Origin of the sequence: Nocardia sp. NPDC051750, from assembly GCF_044453135.1 — a bacterium.
Classification (GTDB): Bacteria; Actinomycetota; Actinomycetes; order Mycobacteriales; family Mycobacteriaceae; genus Nocardia.
Genome location: NZ_JBITCK010000007.1, coordinates 424,418 through 448,457 on the forward strand (window position 1 = coordinate 424,418; position 24,040 = coordinate 448,457).

A 24,040-nucleotide genomic window follows, 5' to 3' on the forward strand; every position below is an offset into this window, starting at 1 on the left:
GCTGCCTGTGTCCGCGCCTACTGCGCGGTGGCGACGAGTTTCGTTTCGAGGTACTCCTCGAATCCGGCGACGCCCATCTCGCGGCCGATCCCGGACTGTTTGTACCCGCCGAACGGGGCGTCGGCGCTATACCACATACCGCCGTTGACGCCCAGCGTTCCGGTGCGCACCCGGTCGGTGACCCGGCGGATCCGCTCGGGGTCCTTGCCCCAGACCGCGCCGGACAGGCCGTAGGGCGAATCGTTGGCGATCCGGATCGCGTCGTCGTCGCCGTCGTAGGGCAGTACCACCAGGACCGGCCCGAAGATCTCCTCCTGGGCGGCCTTGGCGCTGTTGTCCAGGTCGGCGATGACGGTGGGTTCGACGAAGAAACCGCGGTCGTGTTCGGCCGGGCGGCCGCCACCGGCCACGATCCGGCCGCCGTCGGCGCGGGCGCTGTCGATGTAGTCGAGTACACGGGTGCGCTGGCGGTCGGAGATCACCGGGCCGCAGACCGTGCCCGGATTGTTCGGATCACCGGGCCGGATACCGCGCATGGTGGCCGCGGCGGCCTCCAGGGCCTCCTCGTACCGGGCGCGGGGCACCAGGAGCCGGGTGGCCAGGGCGCATCCCTGCCCGGCATGAACACACAGCGAGAAACCGGCGTAGCTGACCGCGGTGCCGAGATCGGCGTCGTCGAGCACGATGAATGCCGATTTCCCACCCAGCTCGAGGAAGGTTCGCTTCAGGTTCGCGGCGGCCGAGGCCATCACCGCGCGGCCGGTGTTGGTGGACCCGGTGAAGCTGATCAGGTCGACCCGCGGATCGCCGGACAACTGGGCGCCCAGGCTGTGGTCGGCGGAGGTGACGATATTGAGCACCCCGGGCGGAATATCGGTTTCCTCGGTGATGATCGAGGCGAGCGCGGCCGCGCACCAGGGGGTATCGGGAGCGGGTTTGAGCACGACCGTGTTCCCGGCGGCCAGCGCCGGCCCGAGTTTGGCGAAGTTGATCTGGTGCGGGAAGTTCCACGGGGTGATCGCCCCGACCACGCCGACCGCTTCCCGGCGCACGACCCGGTGGGTGCTGATACCCATCGGCGCGGCCACCCCGAGTTCGGTTTCCCATTCGTAGCCCGCCGCCAGTTTCGTGGCGAAGCTCAGATCCTCGATCGGGCCCTCGAGCTGCGGACCGCTGGTGAACATGCGGGGCGCGCCGACCTCGGCGATGGTGATCTCCCGCAGTTCCTCGGCGTGCGCTTTCAGGCCTGCTTGCAACTGTTCCAGGCAGCGCACCCGGAACGCGTGGTCGCGGGACCAGTCGGTCTCGTCGAAGGCTGTCCGGGCGGCGGCGATCGCGGCGTTCATATCGGCCGCGTCCGCGTCGGCCGCGGTCCCGATGACCTCCTCGGTCGCCGGGTTCACATTGTCGAACACGCCGTTGCCGCCGGCGAGGAGGCTCCCGCCGATCAGCAGTCGGGAACTGTCGCCGGGCAGAAGACTGTTCATAAAAGACCCCAATACTGTCTGGACAGGTGTATGGAATATAGTCCGGAATCTTCGGGGAGTGCAAGAACTGGTTCTATCCGTTCGTTATCCACGCTGATCGTGCCCGATGGTGGCGTGCCATGGGGCCGAAGGTTCGTCGCTGTTGGGTGCCTGCTGTATTCGCGCAGATGGCCGGTCAATTCCCGTACGATCATTGTCGCGACGGCGTGCCGCTGGTACCGTCCAGACACATGTCCAGCTATGTGTCTCCCCCCGGCGGCGCTTCGCTCCCGTCCGGCGAGAACTCGTTATCGAAACAGAGGTGGATCCGATGACGGCAGCATCGTTGGAGCCGGTGACATTCGACCCGTACGACTACGTCTTCCACGAGGACCCGTACCCGACGTATGCCCGGCTGCGCGCGGAGGCCCCGCTGTACTACAACGCGGAGCTCGATTTCTACGCCCTGTCCCGGCACGCCGACGTGACCAACGGGTTCCGCCAGGCCACGCAGCTGTCCAACGCCAACGGCGTATCGCTCGATCCTGCCGCGTGGGGCCCCGACGCACACCGCACCATGTCCTTCCTGGCCATGGACGATCCACGGCATATGCGGATGCGGCGCCTGGTGTTCAAGGGTTTCACCCCGAAACGCGTCGCGGATATGGAAGCCCGGATCCATGAGCTGACCCTCGAATACCTGTTGCCCGCCCTGGAGAGCGGTGAGTTCGACTGGATCGAGGAGGTCGCCGGCAAGCTGCCGATGGATGTCATCTCCGAGATGATGGGCGTACCCGCCGCCGACCGCGCCGAGATCCGCCGGATGGCCGATATGGTCATGCACCGCGAAGACGGTGTGACCGATGTCCCGGATTCGGCGATCGAAGCCTCGCTGAACCTGGTCGTCTACTACGCGAACATGGTCACCGAGCGCCGCGCGAACCGCACCGAAGATCTCACCTCGGCCCTGTTGGACGCCGAGATCGACGGTGACATGCTCACCGACGACGAGATCATCGGATTCATGTTCCTGATGGTCGTGGCCGGGAACGAGACCACCACCAAACTGCTCGGCAACGCGCTCTACTGGGCCGGTCACAATCCGGACCAGTACGCGAAGGTCGCCGCCGATCAGGACCGGGTCTCGGACTGGGTCGAGGAGACCCTGCGCTACGACACCTCCAGCCAGATGGTCGCCCGGACCGCCACCGAGGATCTCGAATATCACGGCAAGGTGATCCCGGCCGGCTCCAAGGTGCTGCTGCTGATCGGCTCGGCCAACCGGGACGCCGAGGTCTTCGACGACGGCGATACCTACGACCTGGACCGGGCCGAAAAAGGCAATCTGGCCAGCTTCGGCGCGGGGGTGCACTTCTGCCTCGGCGCCCACCTGGCCCGGCTGGAGGCCACGGTCGCCCTGCGTGAGTTCTCCTCGCGCGTCAAGTCCTACCGGGTGCGCGAGGACGGTATCGAGCGCGTGCACTCGAGCAATGTGCGGGGCTTCGCCAAGCTCCCGATCTCTGTGGAGGTGCGGTAATGCCCCGGTTCGAACCCAACCCCGAGAAGCGGCCCACCATCGTGGCCGGCGCGTCGTCCGGTATCGGCGCGGCCACCGCGGTGGAACTGGCCGCCCAGGGGCATCCGGTGGCGCTCGGCGCGCGCCGGGTGGAAATCCTGGAGGATCTGGCCGGCAAGATTCGCGCCGACGGCGGCACCGCGTTCGCGCATCGGCTCGATGTCACCGATCAGTCGTCGGTCGACGACTTCGTGGCTGCGGCCGAGGCGGCGATCGGGCCGGCCGAGATCCTGGTCTCCGGCGCCGGTGATATCGAGTTCGGCCTGATCCAGGACATGGAACCCGCGGATTTCGCCCATCAGGTGCAGATTCATCTGATCGGTGCGCACCGGATGGCGCATGCGGTGCTGCCCGGCATGCTGGAACGCCGGCGCGGCGATGTGGTGCTGATCAGCTCCGACTGCGCGCCGCACCCGAGACCGTGGAACGGCGCCTACAGTGCGGCCAAAGCCGGGGTCGAGGCCATGGTCGAGCAATTGCGGATGGAACTCGAGGGGACCGGTATCCGGGCCTCTCTCGTGCGGCCCGGACCGACGGTGACGGGTATGGGGATGAACGCCACGCCCGAAGTGGTGGGACCGCTGCTGGAGTCCTGGCAGTCCTGGGGTCTCGCTCGCCATCCGTACATGTTGCGCGCGGCCGATCTGGCCCGCGCCGTGTCCGCGGTGGTCGGTACGCCGCGTGGAGCTCATCTGGTGCTGGTCGAGGTGCAGCCGGAAGCGCCGCTGCGTCCGCTGCCGGAAGAAGGAAAGGACGCCTGATGGCAACCGCACTGCCCCCTGGCTTCGATTTCACCGACCCCGGCCTGTGGGCCGACCGCAGCCCGGTCGAGGAATTCGCGCTACTGCGCCGGACCTCGCCGGTCTGGTGGAATGCCCAGACCGACGAGGCATCGGGCGGTTTCAACGACGGCGGGTATTGGGTCGTCAGCACCCTCGAGGACGTCAAGGAACTTTCCCGCAATCCGGAGCTGTACTCATCGCAGCAGAAGGGTTCCATCGTCCGCCTGCCCGGTGACATCACCCCCGACCAGATGGCGCTGACCGAGGCGTTGCTGGTGAATATGGACCCGCCGAAGCATTCCAAGGTGCGCCGGATCGTCTCCAAGGGGTTCACGCCCCGTGCCGTGGAGGGATTGCGCGATGCGCTCACCGAGCGCGCGCACAAGATCGTGCACGAGGCGAAGAAGACCGGTGGCGGCGATTTCGTCACCCAGGTCGCCTGCGAACTGCCCCTGCAGGCGATCGCCGAACTGCTCGGGGTGCCGCAGGAGGACCGCCGCAAGGTCTTCGACTGGTCGAACCAGATGCTCAACTACGACGACCCCGAATACGGCGATCCGACGGTCGCGTCGGCAGAGATCCTGGGCTACGCCTGGAACATGGCCGAGCAGCGCCGCTCCTGTCCCGCCGACGATATCGTGACGCAGCTGATCAACGCCGATGTCGACGGGGACGGCCTGGCCTCGGACGAGTTCGGTTTCTTCGTCATCCTGCTCGCTGTCGCGGGCAACGAGACCACCCGTAACGCAATCACCCACGGGATGAAGGCGTTCGTGGACAACCCGGAACAGTGGCAGCTGTACCGGGAGCAGCGCCCGCGGACCGCGCCGGACGAGATCGTGCGGTGGGCCACTCCGGTGACCGCGTTCCAGCGCACCGCCACCGAGGATCATGTCCTGGGCGGGCAGGAGATCAAGAAGGGGCAGCGCCTCGGATTGTTCTACAGCTCGGCCAATTTCGACGAGGCCGGCTTCGAGAATCCGTTCACCTTCGATATCCTGCGCGACCCCAACCCGCACGTCGGTTTCGGTGGTACCGGCACGCATTACTGTGTGGGCGCCAACCTGGCCCGCCTCGAAATCGACCTGATGTTCAACGCGATCGCCGAAGCCATGCCCGACCTGAAATCCGTGTCGGATCCGGTACGGTTGCGTTCGGGGTGGATCAACGGAATCAAGAGTTGGCAGGTGCGCTACGAATGAACGTCCGAGATATTCCGGTGAACACACTGTCCGGTTCGGCCGCCACGCTGGGTGAACTGGTGGGCGACCGGGTGGTGCTGCTGGTCAACGTCGCATCGAAATGCGGGTTGACACCGCAGTACACCGGTTTGGTGGAACTGCAGAAGACCTACGGTGACCGCGGATTCAGTGTGGTCGGGTTCCCGTGTAATCAGTTCATGGGACAGGAGCCGGGCAGCGCCGAGGAGATCGAGCAGTTCTGTTCGACCACCTACGGGGTCGACTTCCCGCTGCTCGAGAAGGCGGATGTGAACGGTGAGAACCGGCATCCGCTCTACCGGGAGATCGCCGATACCCCGGACGCCGAAGGCGCCGCCGGTGATGTGCAGTGGAACTTCGAGAAGTTCCTGATCGGACGGGACGGGGCGGTGGCGGGCCGGTTCCGCCCCACGACCGCACCGGATGCGGACACGCTGATCGCGGCGATCGAGAAAGCGCTGTAACCGATGCCGTAACGGCTTATGATCGAGGCCCGCTCACCCAGTGGTGAGTGGGCCTTTTTCACTTTCTACCTGCGAAAATGGCGTGATACAGCGGAATCCGGACGCAATCGGCGAAAACCGTACCGCCCGGGTCGAATCACCCATAACATGGACAACTGTCTGGACATAATTCCGGTTCAGTTCGGCACGCCGGGGTGCCGAACGTCGCAAGGCAGGTGAGTGGTGGTACCCATACACACCCAGTCCGATGGACACACGACACTGCGCAAGATCTGGGCAGCCGTGCAGTACAAACTGGCGGCGCTGGCCCTGGTCGCGCTGCTGGTGCTCGTCGTGGTTGTATCGCTGACGAGTTTCCTCGGGGGCTTCACCCCGGAAAAACACGTCGCCGTGGTGGTGCCACGCAGTGGTCTGGTCATGGATCCCGACGCCAAGGTGAAATTCCGGGGCGCGGAAGTAGGCCGTGTCGGCACGGTCGAATCCGCGAACGGGGAGGTGCGGATCGAACTCGATATGAACCCCGACCTGATGCGGCTCGTCCCTGCCAACGCGCTCGTGGATATCCGGTCCACCACGGTCTTCGGCGCCAAGTACGTGAACTTCGTGGAACCCGCCCAGCCCGCGGGCCGGTTGGAACCCGGACAGGTGCTGCGCGGGGAATCGGTGACCGTCGAATTCAACACGCTGTTCGAACGGCTCACCGAAGTACTGGACATGGTCGAACCGGCCAAACTCAACGCCACCCTCACCGCACTCGGCACCGCCCTGCAGGGCCGCGGCGCCCAGTTCGGCGATCTCCTGGTGAATGCGGACAAGCTGCTGCGCGAGATCAACCCGAGCATGCCCGCGCTGCGCCACGACTTCCAGTCCGCGGCCGCGGTCACCAACCTCTACGCGGATACGGCCCCCGACCTGCTGCGCACCGTCGACAATGCCACGGCCCTCAGCAACACCCTCACCGACAACGAACAGAACTTCGACTCGCTGCTCCTGGAAACGATCGGCCTCGCAGACACCACCGGGGCGGTACTGGGTGAGAACGAGCAGAGCCTGGTGACCGCGCTCGACCTGCTCCGGCCCACGGCGGAACTGCTCAACGAATACCGGCCCGCCCTGGACTGCACGATCCGCGGGCTGGCGACGGCGATGCCACTGGCCGAGGATCTGGTCGGCGGCCGGGTCCCCGGCGCGTCCTTCAACGCCGGCTTCATGTACGGCGCCGAAGCCTACAAATACCCCGAGGACCTACCCAAGGTCGCCGCCACCGGCGGCCCACGCTGCGAGGGAGTGCTCGACCGGGTACCGGGCAGCCACGCCGACTACGTGGTCACCGATACCGCGGAGGTACACCCGTTCATCCCGTCCACTCGGATCTACCAGAACAACCCGACGGTCTTCGAAGTGCTGTTCGCGAGCATGCCCGGCATGCGGTGACGCCGCTCCCGGCCCAACGGGTCGCCCGTGCCGGGAGCCGGAGGATCAGGGGCGCTCGTCCGGCGGTCCGGGGCACGGCCGGACGCACATCACGCCGCCACACGGCTTATCGGTGAGCGCGGCAGGGGTCGGATGAACGGTCGGGCGGCGGTGCGCCGGGGCGCGTAGTTCGTCGCGGCGGCGGCCGCGCGGCCCACGTGCCGTACGGTGGCGCCTCACCGGGCAGCTCCCCGGCAGCCACCGCTGCGCGCGAGGACCCGCGCAGCGAACGCGGTCCGGCGCAGGCCGAGGCCGTCGCAGGAGCCGACGTGGGCCACCGAAACTGCTGATGTCTCGACGGGCAGATCTGTGGGTGGCCGGTATTGCATAGGACCCAGTGTCGCTCATCGCGGGACCGGCCGGTGCAATGGGCCTCGCTGGACCCGGGGCCGGGTGGCGCCTCCGGCGTGCCCGCCCTACGCCGCTGCCCGGGCGGACCAAGAATGGATCGTCGCAGCCCGAGGCCACTCGGGGAGGCTTGTACCGCGCCCAGCGAGGCCCCGCACAGAGGATCTGCGCCGGGATTCAGGAGGCCAGGCGCGGGGGCTGTTCGATCACCGAATAGTGTTCCGCGTCACCGGTGAGGACCTTGCTCGGCGGCCGCCCCCAGCGGCCATCCGGCCGGGCGCATCGTCGGGCGACTAGCCGATGTGTTCGCGGAGATAGGCCAGGTCGTCGGCCATTCCCTCGGCGGGGGTTTCCAGGACTACCGGGGCGTCTGCCGTGCGGCAGACCTCGGAGAGCAGTTCCGGGTCGATGGTGCCGGTCGCGAAGTTGGCATGCCGGTCGGCACCCGAATCGAATGTGTCGCGGGAGGAGTTCAGGTGCACCAGGTCGATCCGGCCGGTGATCGCCCGGATCCGTTCGACCACGCCGACGAGGTCTTCGCCACCCGCCCAGGCATGGCAGGTGTCCAGGCAGAAACCGGCCCCGTATTCGCCGACCGCGTCCCACAGTTTCGCGATCGTATCGAAATGCCTGGCCATGGCGTGATTTCCGCCGGCGGTGTTCTCGATCAGGATCGGCACCGCGAAACCGCCCTTGTCCTGCTGGCGCTCGAAAAGTTTGCGCCAGTTGACGAAACCGGCCTCCATCTCCGCGTCGGAACGGACGTGCCCGCCGTGCACGACCAGCCCGAACGCGCCGATATCGGCGGCCGCCTGTGCCTGCAGGGCCACCGCGTTGCGCGACGGCATCCGCAACCGGTTGTTGGTACTGGCCACATTGATCTGATACGAGGAATGCACCACCACATCGATCGAGCTGGCCAGGATCTGTTCGGTGGCGGGATGGGGTGCGGGTTTGTCCCAGCTCTGCGGATCCACCACGAACAGTTGTACGACATCGGCGCCGAGTTGCTCGCCGTACCCGATCGGGTCGCTGTCCATCCGGACGTGTGCTCCAATGCGCATACGGTCAGAGTATCGGCCGCTACCGACACCGGGCCCTCGTGTTGCGCCCGGGCGGTGCGGGAAGATACACCGGTAGAATCGTGCACGACCCGACGAGGGGGATTTCGGCGATGCTCCAGCCTGGTGAGGACTTCGCGGGCTATGCCATCCGACGGCGTCTGGGTGTCGGTGGAATGGGCATGGTCTTCCTCGCCAGACATCCGCGACTGCCCCGGCTGGTCGCGCTCAAGCTGCTCAACCCGGACCTGTACTCCGACCGGGAGATCCGGTTGCGTTTCGAACGGGAAGCCGAACTGGCCGGGAAGCTCGAGCACCCCAATATCGTCACCGTCTACGACCGCGGCGCCGAGGGCAAACAGCTGTGGATCTCGATGCAGTACGTGCCGGGATCGGATGCCTCGCTGGTGGACCTGCACGTGCTCGACCCGCGACGGGCGGTCCAGATCGTCGCCGAGACCGGTATCGCACTGGACTTTGCGCACGCCAACGGTGTGCTGCACCGGGATGTGAAACCGGGCAACATCCTGCTCGCGAAGCCGCCCATCGGTCAGCCGGAACGGGTGCTGCTCACCGATTTCGGTATCGCCGGAGTGCGGGACGCCGAAACCACCATCGCCGCGGCCGACACCATCACCGCGACCCTGGCCTACGCCGCTCCCGAACAGCTGACCGGTGCGAAGCTGGACCATCGCGGTGACCAGTATTCGCTCGCCTGCACCCTGTTCTGGTTGCTCACCGGATCCGGTCCGTATCCGGGCACCAATCCGGCCGAACTCATCCAGGCGCATCTCACGGCGCCGGTGCCCCGGCTGAGCCGGATCCGGCCGGGCCTGCCGCCCGGGCTCGACGAGGTGATGGCACGCGCGCTGGCCAAGAACCCGGCCGAGCGGTTTCTCAGCTGTGCCGAGTTCGCCGCCGCGGCCCAGTACACGCTGCGGGCGCCGGGACCGCGCGGCGGCCGGGCGCCCGGGCCCGGGGTGCGACTGCGTCCCGGCCAACGGCCGCCCACGCGGCACGGGCCCGGTGGTCCCCACGGCTCCGGTGAATTCGGTCAGCCCGGTGTGCGGGGCGGCCCCCCGTACCGGTCCACCGAATACCGGCAGGCCGGCGCTGTGCCGCCGCGGCATCCGTCCACCGAGTACCGCCGGCCCGGCCCGGTGGCGCCACCGCATCCGTCCAGCGAGTTCCGCCGGGCCGGAGAGCCCGGGCCGCGGCACGGCGCGGCCGGTCACCGGCCGCCGCCGGGCGATCCACCACTTGCCCCGAACGAATTCCGGCATCCCGGGCCCGGCCCCCGCCGCCCCGTTCCGGGCGAACAGGCGCGACCTCCTGAGCCGCCCCGTTCGGAGCCGGCCGAACCGGCGGTCATCGATCTGCCGAGTTTCCGCCGCCGCCCGGGCGGGATTCCACCGTCACCCGACGCGGGCCGCCCTCCGGCGGACCCCGGTGGTACGCCCTGACAGGCACGGTGGGGTGGAGCCCATCCGCGGTACGGGCACGGCCGTAGCGAGCACCGAGTAGGCGGTGGGTACGGCCGGATCGAAGGCCGAGGTGGGCGGTGCGTTCAGGACCGGGGCGATCGTGGAGATACCCAGGACGCGCACAGACGTAGCGCAGGCGGGCAGTTCCGGCCCGGTGCGCGGAGCCGTCCTCGGTGTAGCCGTCGTATTGCGGGCGGGTATGCGGCCGGAGAGAGCCGCCGGTGAGGTATCGCCTCCTGCTATGGTTTCGATGATTTCGCGTGACCGAACCGATGCGGTCCGGTCACGCTTTTCGTCTACGTCCGCGCGCCGGTGGGTCCCGGTAGCGCGGCGGGAATTGGAGTGGACATGCTGGCCAACGGCGATGTTTTCGCCGGCTATGTCATCGACCGGCAGCTCGGCCGGGGTGGGATGGGCTCGGTCTACCTGGCGAAACATCCGCGGCTGCCGCGGATGACGGCGCTGAAACTGCTGAATCGGGAGATGTTCTTCGATAAGGAGGTGCGTGCCAGATTCGAACGGGAGGCCGATCTGGTCGCCCGCCTGGACCACCCCAACATCGTGACGGTGTACGACCGCGGCCTCGAGGACGAGCAGCTGTGGATCTCCATGCAGTACATCGATGGGATCGATGCCGCGTCGGTCGATCCGCAGAATCTGCCGCCAGAACGCGCGGTGCAGATCATCGCCGAAACCGCGTCCGCACTGGACTACGCGCACGGGATGGGGGTGATGCACCGCGACGTCAAACCGGCCAATATCCTGCTGGCCCGGTCGACCGGCGGCCGCGGTGAACGGGTCTACCTCACCGACTTCGGTATTGCCCGGCTCCGTGACGACACCGGGCACCTCACGCAGACCGGCACGTTCACCGCCACCCTGGCCTATGCCTCACCCGAACAGCTCACCGGCGCCGATCTCGATCACCGCTCGGACCAGTACTCCCTGGCCTGTTCGCTGTACTGGCTGCTCACCGGCAACGGACCGTTCACGTCCACCAATCCCGCGGGCGTCATCCAGGGTCACCTGCAGGCGCCCCCGCCGTCGCTGAGCGCGGCGCGGCCGGAACTTCCGCCGTCGATAGACGCGGTGCTGGCCAAGGCGATGGCCAAACGTCCCGACGACCGCTTCACCTCGTGCAGTGAGTTCGCCGAAGCCGCGAAATTCGCGCTGACTTCCCCAGGGGCGCCCGGCATCTCGCCGGCCCTGCCGCCGACCGCGGTGGCACCGACCTACCAGCCCCCGAACACCCAGTACAACAGTGGCGCGACCCAGTATCCGAGCACCGCGGCGCCGCAGCCCTATGCCAGCGGCACCCAGGCGCAGCCGTATGCCGGCGGAATGCAGGCGCAGCCGTATGCCAGTGGGATGCAGCAGCAGCCGTACACCAGTGGGGCCCAACAGGGGCAGCAGCCGTACGGCAGTGGCTTCCAGCAGCAGCCCCCGGTCGATATCGGTCAGCGGCCGAACAGCGATATGCATCAGCAGCCTTACGGGAGCGGGCCGGGTTACCCGAGCGCGGGCGGTCAGTTCGGCGGCGGTTCGGGTGCGTACACCCAGCCCACCAACTACCCGCAGCCGATGTCGCCGATGCCGCACGGCGGGCCGCCGCCGGCCAAATCGAATACGGGGCTCATCGCGGCCATCTGTGTCGGGCTGGTGGTGCTGATCGGGGTGGTGATCGGTGTCGTGGCGCTCGCGGCCAGCAGTGGTGGCGGCGAAGGCGAGGAGACCGGGGCCGCCGAAACCAGCACCCAGACCAGCGTCGCGCCGGTTCCGGCGAACTCGGACGCCATCAGCAAAGAGTTCCCCCAGATGGTCCCCCCGAACCAGGAGGGGGAAATCGGGTACCACGCGGCGAAATGCTGGGAAACCGATGACGGCTACACCCCCAGCCCGGACGACGGCGAACCCGATTTCGGCAAATGGGCCTGGCAGTGGCGCTGCTACGGCGGCGGCGACAACGACGACCCGTTCTATCGGTTCTATGTCTACGACTCGGCCGCCGATGTGGATTCGGTGGTCAAGGGCCTGCCCGCCACGGCCGAGAAATCGAGCGACACCCATGGTGACCGCACCTACACCAACTACAAGTGGGACAGCGACGGCCCGAAAATGGTCACGGTGTTCACCAACCATCCGGAGCGGGCGCAGTACCTGATGTACACCGACGGCATCGTCGGCACCATCCCCGAGATGGTCACCTGGTGGAAGTCGGCCCCCCTGAACTGAGCTGTGTTTTGGGTGCGCGAGGGCTCGGTCGCCCTGCCCCGGCTTTCAGCCCTCGGGACTTGCGGCTTCGCCGCATGTGCTTCGAGGGTCGAAAGCAGGGCCGGGTCCAAACCTCCAAGGGTTTCGCAAGACTCAGCGCCGGCGCTGAGCACGTTTGTTCGAGCTCGATCAGGCCTTCCACGGCCTCGCTGGACTCGGCTCTGCTGTCGGGCACGCCCGGTTCGACGTGGGCCGGGCGCTGATGGTCGCGGTAACGTCACACGCCCCGCTACCCGGGTATGACGGCAGGGGACTCCGGGTCAGGGTTACCCCGGATGGCGCGGGGCGCTTCGGCCCGACAGACTGGACCCATGACTGCTCACGCTGTCGACACGGACTCGGCCCGTCCCGGGTCCGCGGTCGCCGCCGGTGCCATCGAACTCACCAAGGTCTACGGTTCCGGGGATACCCGGGTCACCGCCCTGGACGCGGTATCGGTCGATCTCGCCCGCGGGGAATTCACCGCCATCATGGGTCCGTCCGGCTCGGGAAAATCCACCCTCATGCATTGCCTGGCGGGGTTGGACGCCGCGAGCTCGGGCGGGGTGCGGATCGGCGATACCGAACTGACCGACCTGTCCGATAAAGAGATGACGGCCCTGCGCCGGGACCGGGTCGGCTTCGTGTTCCAGGCATTCAACCTGGTCCCGACGCTCACCGCGCTGGAGAACATCACGCTGCCGCTCGATATCGCCGGCCGGGAGCCCGACGCGGAGTGGTTGCAGACCGTGCTGAAGCGTCTCGGCCTCACCGACCGGCTCGGCCACCGGCCCAGCGAACTCTCCGGCGGCCAGCAGCAGCGGGTCGCGTGCGCGCGGGCCCTGGCCGGCAAGCCGGAGATCATCTTCGGTGACGAACCGACCGGCAACCTGGACTCGCGGTCCTCCGGCGAGGTGCTGTCGATACTGCGGGCCGCGGTGGACGAATTCGGTCAGACGGTGGTCATCGTCACCCACGAACCCGCCGCCGCGGCGTACGCGGACCGGGTGATCTTCCTGGCCGACGGCCGCATCGTCGACGAGATGCGCGACCCGACCGCGGATACGGTGCTGGACCGGATGAAGGCACTGGAGGTCCGGTGACCCTGCGATCACGAAGCTGTTCGCCGGACCGCCCGGGGCATGCGCGGAGCGCGGGTACCCGGCGCGGGATGCGGGAGGCGCGCTAGTGGCCGCACATCCGATGCGTACGGTCGCCCTGCGTAATCTCGCCGCGCACAAGGTGCGGTTGGCGCTGACGTTGCTCTCGGTGGTGCTCGGCACCGCCTTCATCGCGGGTTCGTTCGTTTTCACCGATACGTTGCAGCGCACCTTCGACGGTATTTTCGCGAACGAGGCCAAAGGGGTCGACGTACGGCTGAGCCCCGAGGAACGGCAGTCGGCCGGCATTCCACAGGACGTGGCCGACGATGTGGCGGCCATGGACGGGGTCCGGACGGTCGCGCCGGGGATCGAAGGGTCGGTGGTACTGCTCGACCCGACCGGTAAGAAGGCGGTGCAGACCGGTGGCGCGCCCAGCTGGGGGCAGGCTTATCTGCCGCCCGAACGGGCGGTCGCCGAACCGGACCCGTTCGTCGCCGGAGTCCCCCCGGTCGAACCGGGCCAGATCGCGCTCAACACCGGCGCGGCCGAACGCGCCGGGCTGGCGGTGGGCGAGCGTACGAAGGTATTGGTGCCCTCGCACGGCGGTCCGATCGACGTAACCCTCACCGGGCTCTATGCCCCGGCCACCGATACCGGTGGTTTCATCGGTGTGCAGTTCACCGAGGCGCAAGCCCGGGAATTGTTCACCGACGGTACACATGTGGCCTATCTCGATATCGCGGCCGAGGGGGTACCCGCGGATACGGTGCGCGACCGGTTGTCCATGCTCTACCCGGATTACAAGGCGCAGAACGGCGATCAGGTCCGCGCGGAAATGAAGGCCGAGCTCTCCGAGGCGCTGAACTTCCTGAACTACTTCCTGCTCGCCTTCGGCGCGATCGCGCTGATCGTGGGCACTTTCATCATCTACAACACTTTCTCGATGCTGGTGGCACAGCGATTGCGGGAACTGGCGCTGCTCCGGGCGGTCGGCGCCGGCAGCGGGCAGGTGGGCAGATCGGTGGTCGCCGAGGCATTGATCGTCGGCGTGCTCGGCAGTGTGCTCGGGCTGCTCGCGGGTATCGGACTCGCCTACGGCCTGGCCGCGCTCCTGAATGCTTTCGACCTCGGATTGCCGACCGGACAGATGACGGTGCTGCCGCGGACGGTGCTGGTGGCCTTCGTAGTCGGGTTGCTGGTCACCGTGGTGAGTGCGTACGCGCCCGCCCGGCGCGCCTCCCGGATTCCGCCGGTACAGGCCATGCGGGAGGAATTCGCCTCCGCCGGGGATTCGCTGCGGACCCGGACGATCGCCGGCGCGGCGCTGGCGGTGGTGGGTGTGGTGCTGGTGGTGCTCGGCGCCCGGAACACCGGGGGCGGAGCGGCAGCGGTCGTCGGCGTCGGGGCATTGGGGCTGATCCTCGCGGTGCTGTTCGCCGCGCCGGCCCTGTCGCGACCCGTGCTGGCGGCTCTGGGCTGGTTGCTCCGGCCGTTCGGGGCGATCGGGCAGATGGCGCGCAACAACGCGATCCGCAATCCGCGCCGGACCGCCGCCACCGCATTCGCGCTGACCCTGGGATTGATGCTGGTCACCGCGATCGGGATGCTCGGTGAATCGGCGAAGGTCAGTATCTCCCGGCTCGTCGACCAGGGTGTCGAAGCAGATTACGTCCTCGCCGGGCCGCAGATGATGGGTGTGCCGACCGGTGCGAGCGACGCGGTCCGGGCGAAAGTACCCGCAGCCGCCGAGGTCGTCGGACTGCGCGGGGTAGCGCTGAAGATCGGTGACGACGACGAATTCGGCACCTCACCCGACGGGCCGTTGAATCAAGTGATCACCATCGAAACACTCAGCGGTACGGCGGAATTGGGCGATTCGGATATTCTGCTGAGCGAGGACGAGGCGAACGAACACGGAGTCGGTGCCGGTGAACAGCTGGTGATCAGCACCCTGGACGGCACGGAGATCCCGCTGACCGTGTCCGGTGTGTACGCGGATTCGCCGGTGCTGGGGCCGCTGATCGTGCCGCCCGCGGTCTATGAGAAGGCGATGCCACCGTCCCTGCGGACCGACGCCGCGGTGCTGGTCAAGGCCGCGCCCGGAACCGATCTCGCGGCGATGCGAACCGATCTGGAACGCGCCACCGAGGAATTCGTGATCGTCCAGGTACAGGACCGCGAGGAATTCAAGGGCGAGCGGGCGAAACAGATCAACAATATGCTGGCGATCCTGTACGGCCTGCTGGGATTGGCGGTGGTGATCGCCGTGCTGGGGATCGTCAATACGCTGGCGCTCTCGGTGGTGGAGCGGCGCCGGGAGATCGGCATGCTGCGTGCGGTCGGCACCCAGCGGTCGCAGGTCCGGCGCGCGATCTATCTGGAGTCCATGCTGATCGCGATCTTCGGCGCGCTGGTCGGTGCGGTGCTGGGGCTCGGACTCGGTGTCGGATTCCTGCGGACCCTGCGCGATCTCGGGCTCGACCAGATCGCGGTCCCCTGGGATCAGCTGGTGTACATGCTGATCGGATCAGCAGTGGTCGGTGTCCTGGCCGCGCTCTGGCCCGCGGTACGCGCGGCCCGCACCCCACCGCTGGCCGCTATCGCCGATCTCTGAGTCCTTGGCGCCGCCTGCGGCGGCGCGGGGTTCGGGGCCCCCTCTTGTCTCGAATCTTCCCTCCTCCGCTCCTCCGCTTCGCTCCCCCGCTCCGTCAGTCCAGATCCGAGACGGGCCCCGAACCACCGCATGCCGACTCACCGCATGTACAGAAAACAGCGGACACCCGCATGCGACACGGGCGCCCGGTGAACTGTCGGTGGCCGGTCTGGCCGGACCGGGCTCGGTCATTGCTGGTCGGTGCCCCAGCGGCGGAGATCGGCCCGGTTGAGGGCTTCGGCCAGCAGGTCCGGGAAACGATCCGGGGTGCACGCGAACGCGGGAACGCCGAGCGCGGCCAGTGCGGCGGCGTTCTCGCGATCGTAGGAGGGGGCGCCGTCGTCGGACAGCGCCAGCAGCACCACTACCTGGACCCCGGATTCCTTCATGGCGTTGATCCGCCGCAGCATCTCGTCCCGGACCCCGCCCTCGTACAGGTCGGAGATGAGGAAGAACAGGCTGTCGGCGGGCCGGGTGATGAGTGACTGGCAGTAGGCGATCGCTCGGTTGATGTAGGTGCCGCCGCCGAGCTGGGTACCGAACAGAACATCGACCGGATCGGCCAGCTTATCGGTGAGATCGACGACCTCGGTATCGAAAACGACCAGCGAGGTGCGCAGCGACCGCATCGAAGCGAGCACCGCACCGAACACCGACGAATACACGACACTGGAGGCCATCGACCCGGATTGATCGATGGCCAGGATCACGTCGCGGTGCACCGCTTGCGCGCGCCGGCCATATCCGACCAGGTGCTCGGCGATGATCGTGCGCTGTTCGGGCAGATAGTTGGCGAGATTCTTGCGGATGGTGCGGTCGAAATCGATATCGCGGGGCTGGGGACGGGAAGTCCGGGCGGCCCGGTTCAATGCCCCGCTCACCGCGGCGGCGGTGCGGGAGGCGATCCGTTCTTCGATTTGTTTCACCACCTTGCGGACCACCATCCGGGCGGTCGACTTGGTGGTCTCCGGGATCACCCGGTTCAGGCTGAGCAGCGTGCCGACCAGGTGGACGTCGGGCTCGACCGCCTCCATGAGTTCGGGTTCGAGCAGCAGCTGGGTGAGGTTCAGCCGCTCCACCGCGTCACGCTGCATCACCTCGACGACCGTCGACGGGAAATAGGTGCGGATATCGCCCAGCCAGCGGGCCACCCGCGGCGCGGAACCGGCGAGACTACCGGAGCGGTCGCCATCCGACCGGCCGCCGCCGCTCGAATCGTAGACAGCGCCCAGCGCCTTGTCGATGGCCGCGTCGTCGCCTCCGGTGAGCCCGCCGAGCGCCGGCTCGGCCGCCGACCCGAGGACGAGCCGCCAGCGGCGTAACCGCTCGTGGTCCGGAATGGATTGTGGTGCGGTCGTGTTCATGCGGGAACCCCCAGGATGTCGGCGACAGCGCGGAGCACGAGTGCGCCCCGTTCGGCATCGGTATCGGTGGTGCCGGCCGGCCCGCCGGCCGGGAGCGGGTCGCGTACCGCCGATCCGATGGCCCGGCGTTCCCCGGACTCGAAAGCACCGAAGGTACGGCGTAGCAGCGGCACCACTTCCAGGAACTGTTCGCCGGAAAGCCCGGCGAGCCAGTTGTCGACGAGGCGGAGCAGAGCCCGGTCGTGCACCAGCACCAGCCCGCGGCCGCCGACGAAACCGTCGACCCACGCCGCCTTGGCCGCCGCGGTATGGCCGATCGACAGCGCCGCGGCCAGTCTCCGAGCCGCTTCCCCGGCATCGAAGCGGCCGGCGTCGCACAGCAGCCGGACCACCCGCCCGGCCAGTACGCCGTGGATATCCGGCCGGTCGGCGAGCCGGGCCAGCGCCGCGAGCCATCGCTCGGTGGACTCGGTGTGATCGCGAGTATGCACCGCGGTGGTGACCGTATCGAGCTGATCGCGCAGGGCCGCGGCGGTATCGTCGCCCAGGCCGGTGACGGCGGCCGGTAGCCCGGCACAGATCCGCACGAGCATGCTGTCCGCGACATGGGTCAGCGCGGAGGTATCGGTGCCGCGCACATCGCCGTAGCGCAACGTGCGCAGGATCCCGGGCAGGGCCGCGAGCAGATGGGTTATATCGTGGTCTACCGCGGCCGCGGACCCCAGACCGGTGATCAGCCCGTCGAGCGCGCCCGGTAGGTCGGCCAGCAGGGCGAATTCGAGTGCGTCGGTCAGTACGGTGACGCCGCTACCGGCACGGCCGGCGGTATCGAGCAGCTTCGCTTCCGCGGCCGCCTGCACGGTGGTGCCCCAGCGGGCCGCTTCGATCACCCGGACCGCGAATTCCGGTTCCCAGCGCAGCTCCCAGCTTTCCCGGAATGTTCCGGTGGACTGGACGGTGCCGGCCGAGGGGATACCCCAGTCCACGCCCAGCAGCCGCAGCCTGTGCAGCAGCCGCGACCTGGCGATATCGCGCTCCTTGCGCAGATCGAGGTCCAGGGTCCGGGCCAGGGCCTCCTGTTTCATCCGCAGCGTGCGCAGCCGGGCGCGCAGATCGGCTTCCAGGGGAACAGTGGGGGTTTCGGCCGGGACGGCGCCCAGTGCCTCACCCACCACGAGTTCGTCACCGACGAGCCGCAAGACGGTCTCGTCCCCCTCGCACAGCACCGCCCGGGTCGCCTCGGTGACCTCGGACAGACCGGCCAGCGGCCGGGCCCGGAGCGCCGCCAGGGTCTGGGCGAGCCGGACGGCTTCGATGATGTGGGCACTCGACACCGGCAGATCGTGGCCGCGGAGCAGTCCCGCGACCTTGGTGAGCCAGGAAGCGACCGGATGGCCGGTCTCGGTGAACAGATGGTGATACCAGCCGGGCGAGGTGACTCCCGCGCCGTAGCCGGAGGCCGCGGCGAGCCGGGAATGCGTCCACGGCACCCAGGTCATAGTGGCCTTGACCTTCGGAAGCCCCTTCAGCAGAAGCTGATCGGCGTTCGCGGGACCCAGCGGGTCGCACAGCGCCGGGGCATGCCAGGCACCGCAGACCACGGCGATCCGCCGCGCCCCGTCCTTGCGGGCCTTGCGCAGCACCTGCCGCATATGGGCCTCCCGGATCAGGGTGTGCCGATCGAGGACCAGCGGTTCGGGGCGGGCTTCGCTGCCGTCCACTGCGCGATCGCCCGTGGTACCCGATATGCCGCCGGGTGGCGTGCCGGTAGGTTCGGCCGCTGCGCCGACGCTGTGTGGTCCGGTGGATGGACCGACCGGGGGATCCACTCCAGTCTCGGTAGCCTGCGAACTACCGGGTGGGTAGTCGGCGGGCTCGGCGGCGGCGAGTGTTTCTTGCAGACCGGGAGACGAATTTCCCGGATCGCCGGACATCGGCTCGCTGACGGCGGTTTCCCGCAGCGCCGCCATCGCCTCGGTGATGGCGGCGAAAGTCTCGGTATCCGTGCTCGATTCGACCACGGCGTCCCACCAGCGTTCCGCGTCGTCGTAGCCACCTGCGGCGGCGAGTTCCGCCAACGCGTCCCGGCCGCCGCCGCTGTCGTCGACGGCTAGCACCGTGGCGGCCGGGAGATCGCAGAACCGTACGGGTACCTCGTTCTCGGCGGCGTACCGCAGCGCCTGCCATTCCGGAGAGAACACCGCGTACGGCCAGAACGCCGCGCGTGCCGGCTCGTCGGCGACGTAACCCAGCAGTGCCACCGGCGGCGCCATCGTGTCGGCGGCGGCATGGACCACCAGCGGATCCGCGTCCGCCGGCCCCTCGATCAGGACCATATCCGGCCGGAAGTCCTCGAGTGCCAGCCGTAATGAGCGAGCCGAACCCGGCCCGTGGTGCCGTATTCCGTAGATCCGCGTCTCACCGGACGCTGCCGAGCTCATACTGCGCCCGTTCGGCATGAGCCAGAACCTGACCCGCTCATGCTGTGTCGATCGCGGCTGAGCGGGGGCCCTGCGTGGTGACGCTGCGCTACCGCCTCCGGGCCTGACCCGCTCATGCTGTGTTCATTGCGGCTGAGCGGGGGCCCTGCGTGGTGACGCTGCGCTACCGCCTCCGGGCCTGACCCGCTCATGCTGTGTTCATTGCGGCTGAGCGGGGGCCCTGCGTGGTGACGCTGCGCTACCGCCTCCGGGCCTGACCCGCTCATCCGGTGATTTCCCGGCAGGCGCGGTAGAAGTCGGACCATTCGTCACGTTCACGGACAACGGCTTCCAGGTATTCGGTCCATACCACCGAATCGGTGACCGGGTCCTTGATCACCGAACCGATCACCGCGCCCGCGATATCGGCGGCCCGCAGCACCCCGTCGCCGAAATGGGCCGACAGCGCCATCCCGTTGGTGATCACCGAGATGGCCTCGGCGGTCGACAGTGTGCCCGACGGAGATTTGAGTTTGGTCCGGCCGTCGTCGGTGATACCACCGCGCAGCTCGCGGAAGATCCGCACCACCCGCCGCACTTCCTCGGCGGCGGCCGGTACCTCGGGCAATTCCAGCGCCGAGCCCAGCTGCGCCACCCGCCGGGTGACGATATCGATCTCTTCGGCCGCACTACCGGGCAGCGGCAGGACAACCGTGTTGAACCGGCGGCGCAGCGCCGAGGACAGTTCGTTCACACCGCGGTCGCGGTCGTTGGCGGTGGCGATGATATTGAAGCCCTTGGCGGCCTGGACCTCCGTGCCGAGCTCGGGGATCGGCAGCGTTTTCTCCGACAGGATGGTGATCAGCGCGTCCTGTACATCGGAGGGGATCCGGGTGAGCTCCTCGAGACGGGCGATCGCCCCGGTGCGCATGGCGTTGAGGATCGGCGAGGCCACCAGGGCGGCGTCGCTCGGCCCCTCGGCGAGCAGCCGGGCGTAGTTCCAACCGTATCGGACTGCCTCCTCCGCGGTACCCGAGGTGCCCTGCACCAGCAGGGTGGAAGAGCCGCTGATCGCGGCCGACAGATGCTCGGAGACCCAGGTTTTCGCTGTTCCCGGCACCCCGAGCAGCAGCAGGGCACGATCGGTCGCGAGAGTGGCGACAGCGACCTCCATGAGCCGGCGCGGGCCCACATACTTGGGTGTGATCACTGTCCCGTCGTCCAGGGTGCCGCCCAGCAGGTAGGTCACCACCGCCCACGGTGACAGCTGCCACGACGGCGGCCGCGGCCGTTCGTCGACCCGAGCGAGGGCCTCGAGTTCGCCCGCGAAGGCCTGTTCGGCGTGCGGGCGCAGGAGCGGCGCGGTGGGGGTGGTTTCGATGGTGGTCACTTCAGCTCCTCGAGCATCGCGGATCGTTGATGGAGTTCGTGGCCGAGCAGGCTCATCGCCATGGCCCAGTCGCTGTCCGCACAGCGGGCCGACAGCGCGCGGGCCGCGCTCTCACTCTCGGGTGGCATATGGCGGGCGGCAGTGTGCAGCAGCGAACGATGTGCGGTGGGATGGGTTCCGGGCGCGCCCGGCCGGCGTGCCGCGGTGCGGGCCCGTTCCTCGAACAGATGCAGCAGGTGCCGGGCCACTTCGGGCGGCCACGGCTGCGCCACGGCCGGCAGCAGCGATTCGATTTCGGACAGCCACGCGGCATCCAGTCGCATCAGGTGGCATGCCTGGTCAGCGGGTGGGAGCAGGGCGAACAGTTCCCGGCGTCGCAGAATGGCCGCATTCGACGGTGTCCCCGCGGCGAACAGTGCCGGGGCCCAGGCGGTATCGCGCCGGCTGAGTGCGGCGTCCATCCAGCCGTCGAACAGCGGTTGGCGGAACCGGTCGTCGATCCGGGCGGTGACGGCTCGCGCCGGGGAGCCCAGGGTGCCGGTCCAATAGCCGAGCGGCACAGTGGCGACGAGAGTGCGCAGATGTGCGGCGGCGCGATCGGGCTGTCCGTTCCAGCGGTAGCCGAATTCACGGGTGTTCTCGGTGAATCCGTCGCGGACCGTGGCTTCGTCCAGGCTTTCCGGGATGTCCACGATCAGCTCGGGTGCCTGATCGGGCCCGTTCCGGGCGCATTTCAACCAGTCGCCGGCCCGTGCGGACATCCGCGCCGCGAAGGCCGAACCGGGCAGGCGGCCGAGTAGTCCGGCGGCGGCGCGGCGGACGTCGCCGCGGCGGTCGCGCAGCGCGCGTTCGAGCAGCTCCTCGTCCCCGGGGCCCAGCCGGTCGGCCAATACCGTCAGCAGTTCGGCTTTCGGCGCTCCCGATTCCTGTGGCCAGGCGGTCTCGAGAGCTTCCCGCGCGGCAACTGGATCCCGGCGGCGTAGCGCGGCCAGCCACTGGACCCGTTCCGGCGGCAGACCCAGCCGCCAGGTTTCGGCGCTCGGTTCCGATTGCGCCGTATCGCGCCGGGCGAGATCGTTCCAGCGCGGTATCCACCCGGCCAGCCAGCGGCCCCGGGTACCGGCGAGACGCAGCGCCGGTTCGCGGAGAGCGCTGTCGCGGGACGCGAATTCGAGCAGCTGCCCGACCATCCGGTCCGGCGCGCGGAAATCGTGCCGCGCCGCGGCGGCGAACCATTCCGGCAGAAATTCGGGCCGGTCCGAGATGAGGAGCGCCAGCCGGTCGGCCGCGGCGGGCGGCAGCACCCGCCGGGAGTCCGCGGCAGCGGGTTCGGCGGGTAGTTCGGCCCGGCCCGGAAGATATCCACCACGGGCCCAGGAAATCTCCAGAGCGGTGGCTTCCAGCAACCGGTCGGCGGCGTCCTCGCTCGGCAGGGCCGCGGCGGCCGCGGCGACCGGACCCGGTAGCGGGGGCAGGGCGGCGCCGCCCCGGGCCGTGCCGAGCAGCGCGATGGAGGCTGCTTCCGGTGTGGCGGTCACGGCGGTGTGGGTGACGTCGGCCGCGGGGCCGGCGTCGTGGAATTCGTCTCCGGCCAGCACCGAGAGCACATCCAGGCGACGGCCGGTCCAGAGACCGAAAACGGTGACCGGCCGGCCTCCGGAGAGCGCGAGCAGCCGCCACGGCTGGGCGGGTTCCACCAGCGGTACCGCCGTGCCGTCGGGTTCGGCGAGCATCCAGTCCGGCCCGAGCCGGGTCGGCACCACCTCGTGCAGGAGTACGGGCCAGGACTCCAGCCACGGATCGGCAGCGGCGGCGGTGGCGAATTCGGCCAGTGCGCCGGCGATCGTGCCCGCCTCGGCGGCAATCCGGAATTCGCCCGGCGCTCGCGCGGCGGAACCGGTGCCGTCGGACGGTCCGGCCGATGCCCGTAACGGGGCGGCGCCCGGATAGAAGTGCAGATCCGATTCCGTGGCCAGGCCGACCGGCGGCACCTGGGCGGGAAAGGCCGGCGAACCGTGCGAATGATCGAGCAACAGCGCCCAGCGCCCGGTGTGCACCCCGTACAGCCAGCTCTGCCGGGTGTGCAGCCGATCTTCTTCGCTGGTCCGCATTCCCACGGTGAGCCACCGATCTCGCACCGCCGGTTCGGTGAGTACGGACTCCGTCGCTGTCGGGTAGCCGATATGAGCGCGGACGGTGGCCGCGAGCGGCGCGGGCAGCTCATCCAGTGATGCGTGGGCGGCGAGCAGCAGCCGCAGCCACGCGAACCGGCCCAGTACCACTTCCGGCCAGTTCGGCCGGCCGACCACCGCCGCGGGCAATCGGCGCAGGGCGGCGGCGATTCCCGGCGCCTGCGCATCGATCATCCGCGCGGCCACGGCTTCGAACGCGGCGGGGGAGTGGTCCGTCTGGGCCAGCCCGGTACGGATCTGATCGGCCAGCCAGGTACCGAGTTCGGCCGATCCGCTCTCGACCCGGTCGCGGCGCTGCCGCACCGCCGCGGCGCCCGGGGTGCGATTCGATTTCGGCGCGGCGGCTTTTTCGACCCGCCGGCCGATCCACTCCGCCGCGAAATCCGCCGTATCGCCGGTTTCCGCCACCGTGCCGGCCGACCAGAGCAACAGCAGCGACAGACCGTGTTTGCAGGGGAACTTCCGGCTCGGGCAGGAACACCGGAAGGCCGGCCCGGACAGGTCGACGATCGTCTGGTAAGGCGTCTTGCCGCTGCCCGCGCACAACCCCCATACTGCGGTAACGCACCATCCGGTGCCGGACCACCTTCCGGCGAGTTTGCGTGCGGCGGCGAGTGAACTCGCGTCCGGTGCGAGTGCGTTCACCTGGTTCTCCGACCACCGCTGAGTCATCCGGTGACCCCGTATCGTTCGGTCATCTTGCCCCCGTTTTCTCCGTCGGAAGAGTTCTATCGCACCGCACCGACAGGATCGCTCCGAGCGCCGGATGTGGATGGAAGCAGTTGCCGCTGACA

At 68.6% G+C, this 24,040-nt stretch carries 15 protein-coding genes; 9 read left to right on the forward strand and 6 right to left on the reverse strand.

Annotated features, from left to right (window positions below):
* Positions 1-17 precede the first annotated feature (17 nt).
* Complete coding sequence (locus tag ACIA75_RS29895) at positions 18-1,487, reverse strand: aldehyde dehydrogenase (protein ID WP_397109908.1); 1,470 nt, start codon at positions 1,485-1,487, stop codon at positions 18-20.
* A gap of 310 nt (positions 1,488-1,797) precedes the next feature.
* Here ACIA75_RS29895 and ACIA75_RS29900 point away from each other — a divergent pair, with 310 nt between their 5' ends.
* The 5 genes from ACIA75_RS29900 to ACIA75_RS29920 all read left to right on the forward strand — a co-directional run bounded on the left by ACIA75_RS29900 (position 1,798) and on the right by ACIA75_RS29920 (position 6,942).
* Positions 1,798-3,003, forward strand: a complete 1,206-nt coding sequence (locus tag ACIA75_RS29900) for a cytochrome P450 (protein ID WP_397109910.1) — start codon at positions 1,798-1,800, stop codon at positions 3,001-3,003.
* Positions 3,003-3,803 (forward strand): SDR family oxidoreductase, encoded by an 801-nt coding sequence (locus ACIA75_RS29905; protein WP_397109912.1) that lies wholly within the window; start codon positions 3,003-3,005, stop codon positions 3,801-3,803. The genes ACIA75_RS29900 and ACIA75_RS29905 overlap by 1 nt, the downstream gene beginning before the upstream one ends.
* Positions 3,803-5,026, forward strand: coding sequence for a cytochrome P450 (locus ACIA75_RS29910; RefSeq protein WP_397109914.1), 1,224 nt, complete (start codon positions 3,803-3,805; stop codon positions 5,024-5,026). The genes ACIA75_RS29905 and ACIA75_RS29910 overlap by 1 nt, the downstream gene beginning before the upstream one ends.
* Complete coding sequence (locus ACIA75_RS29915; RefSeq protein ID WP_397109916.1) at positions 5,023-5,508, forward strand: glutathione peroxidase; 486 nt, start codon at positions 5,023-5,025, stop codon at positions 5,506-5,508. Before ACIA75_RS29910 ends, ACIA75_RS29915 begins: the two co-directional genes overlap by 4 nt.
* A gap of 282 nt (positions 5,509-5,790) precedes the next feature.
* Complete coding sequence (locus tag ACIA75_RS29920; protein ID WP_397110332.1) at positions 5,791-6,942, forward strand: MCE family protein; 1,152 nt, start codon at positions 5,791-5,793, stop codon at positions 6,940-6,942.
* Between the two features lie 680 nt (positions 6,943-7,622).
* Here ACIA75_RS29920 and ACIA75_RS29925 read toward each other — a convergent pair.
* On the reverse strand, positions 7,623-8,393 hold the full coding sequence (locus ACIA75_RS29925) for a deoxyribonuclease IV (protein WP_397109918.1): 771 nt from the start codon (positions 8,391-8,393) through the stop codon (positions 7,623-7,625).
* 110 nt (positions 8,394-8,503) lie between these two features.
* Between ACIA75_RS29925 and ACIA75_RS29930 the strand changes: the two genes are divergently transcribed.
* The 4 genes from ACIA75_RS29930 (at position 8,504) to ACIA75_RS29945 (ending at position 15,841) form a co-directional block, all read left to right on the forward strand.
* On the forward strand, positions 8,504-9,853 hold the full coding sequence (locus ACIA75_RS29930) for a serine/threonine-protein kinase (RefSeq protein ID WP_397109920.1): 1,350 nt from the start codon (positions 8,504-8,506) through the stop codon (positions 9,851-9,853).
* 369 nt (positions 9,854-10,222) lie between these two features.
* Entirely contained in the window at positions 10,223-12,106 is a 1,884-nt protein-coding gene (locus ACIA75_RS29935; protein ID WP_397109922.1) for a protein kinase, read from the forward strand.
* 350 nt (positions 12,107-12,456) lie between these two features.
* The gene (locus ACIA75_RS29940; protein WP_397109924.1) at positions 12,457-13,227 is read left to right on the forward strand and encodes an ABC transporter ATP-binding protein; all 771 of its coding nucleotides are present in this window, start codon (positions 12,457-12,459) and stop codon (positions 13,225-13,227) included.
* 100 nt (positions 13,228-13,327) lie between these two features.
* On the forward strand, positions 13,328-15,841 hold the full coding sequence (locus tag ACIA75_RS29945) for an ABC transporter permease (RefSeq protein ID WP_397110334.1): 2,514 nt from the start codon (positions 13,328-13,330) through the stop codon (positions 15,839-15,841).
* 227 nt (positions 15,842-16,068) lie between these two features.
* Here ACIA75_RS29945 and ACIA75_RS29950 read toward each other — a convergent pair whose 3' ends face one another.
* From ACIA75_RS29950 to ACIA75_RS29965, 4 genes are all read right to left on the reverse strand, one after another.
* Positions 16,069-17,244: a VWA domain-containing protein gene (locus ACIA75_RS29950; RefSeq protein WP_397109926.1), complete on the reverse strand. Its 1,176-nt coding sequence runs from the start codon at positions 17,242-17,244 to the stop codon at positions 16,069-16,071.
* On the reverse strand, positions 17,241-19,685 hold the full coding sequence (locus tag ACIA75_RS29955; RefSeq protein ID WP_397109928.1) for a DUF5682 family protein: 2,445 nt from the start codon (positions 19,683-19,685) through the stop codon (positions 17,241-17,243). Before ACIA75_RS29955 ends, ACIA75_RS29950 begins: the two co-directional genes overlap by 4 nt.
* A gap of 262 nt (positions 19,686-19,947) precedes the next feature.
* Positions 19,948-21,054, reverse strand: coding sequence for an AAA family ATPase (locus ACIA75_RS29960; protein ID WP_397109930.1), 1,107 nt, complete (start codon positions 21,052-21,054; stop codon positions 19,948-19,950).
* Positions 21,051-23,891, reverse strand: coding sequence for a DUF5691 domain-containing protein (locus ACIA75_RS29965; RefSeq protein WP_397109932.1), 2,841 nt, complete (start codon positions 23,889-23,891; stop codon positions 21,051-21,053). The genes ACIA75_RS29960 and ACIA75_RS29965 overlap by 4 nt, the downstream gene beginning before the upstream one ends.
* Between the last annotated feature and the right edge of the window lie 149 nt (positions 23,892-24,040).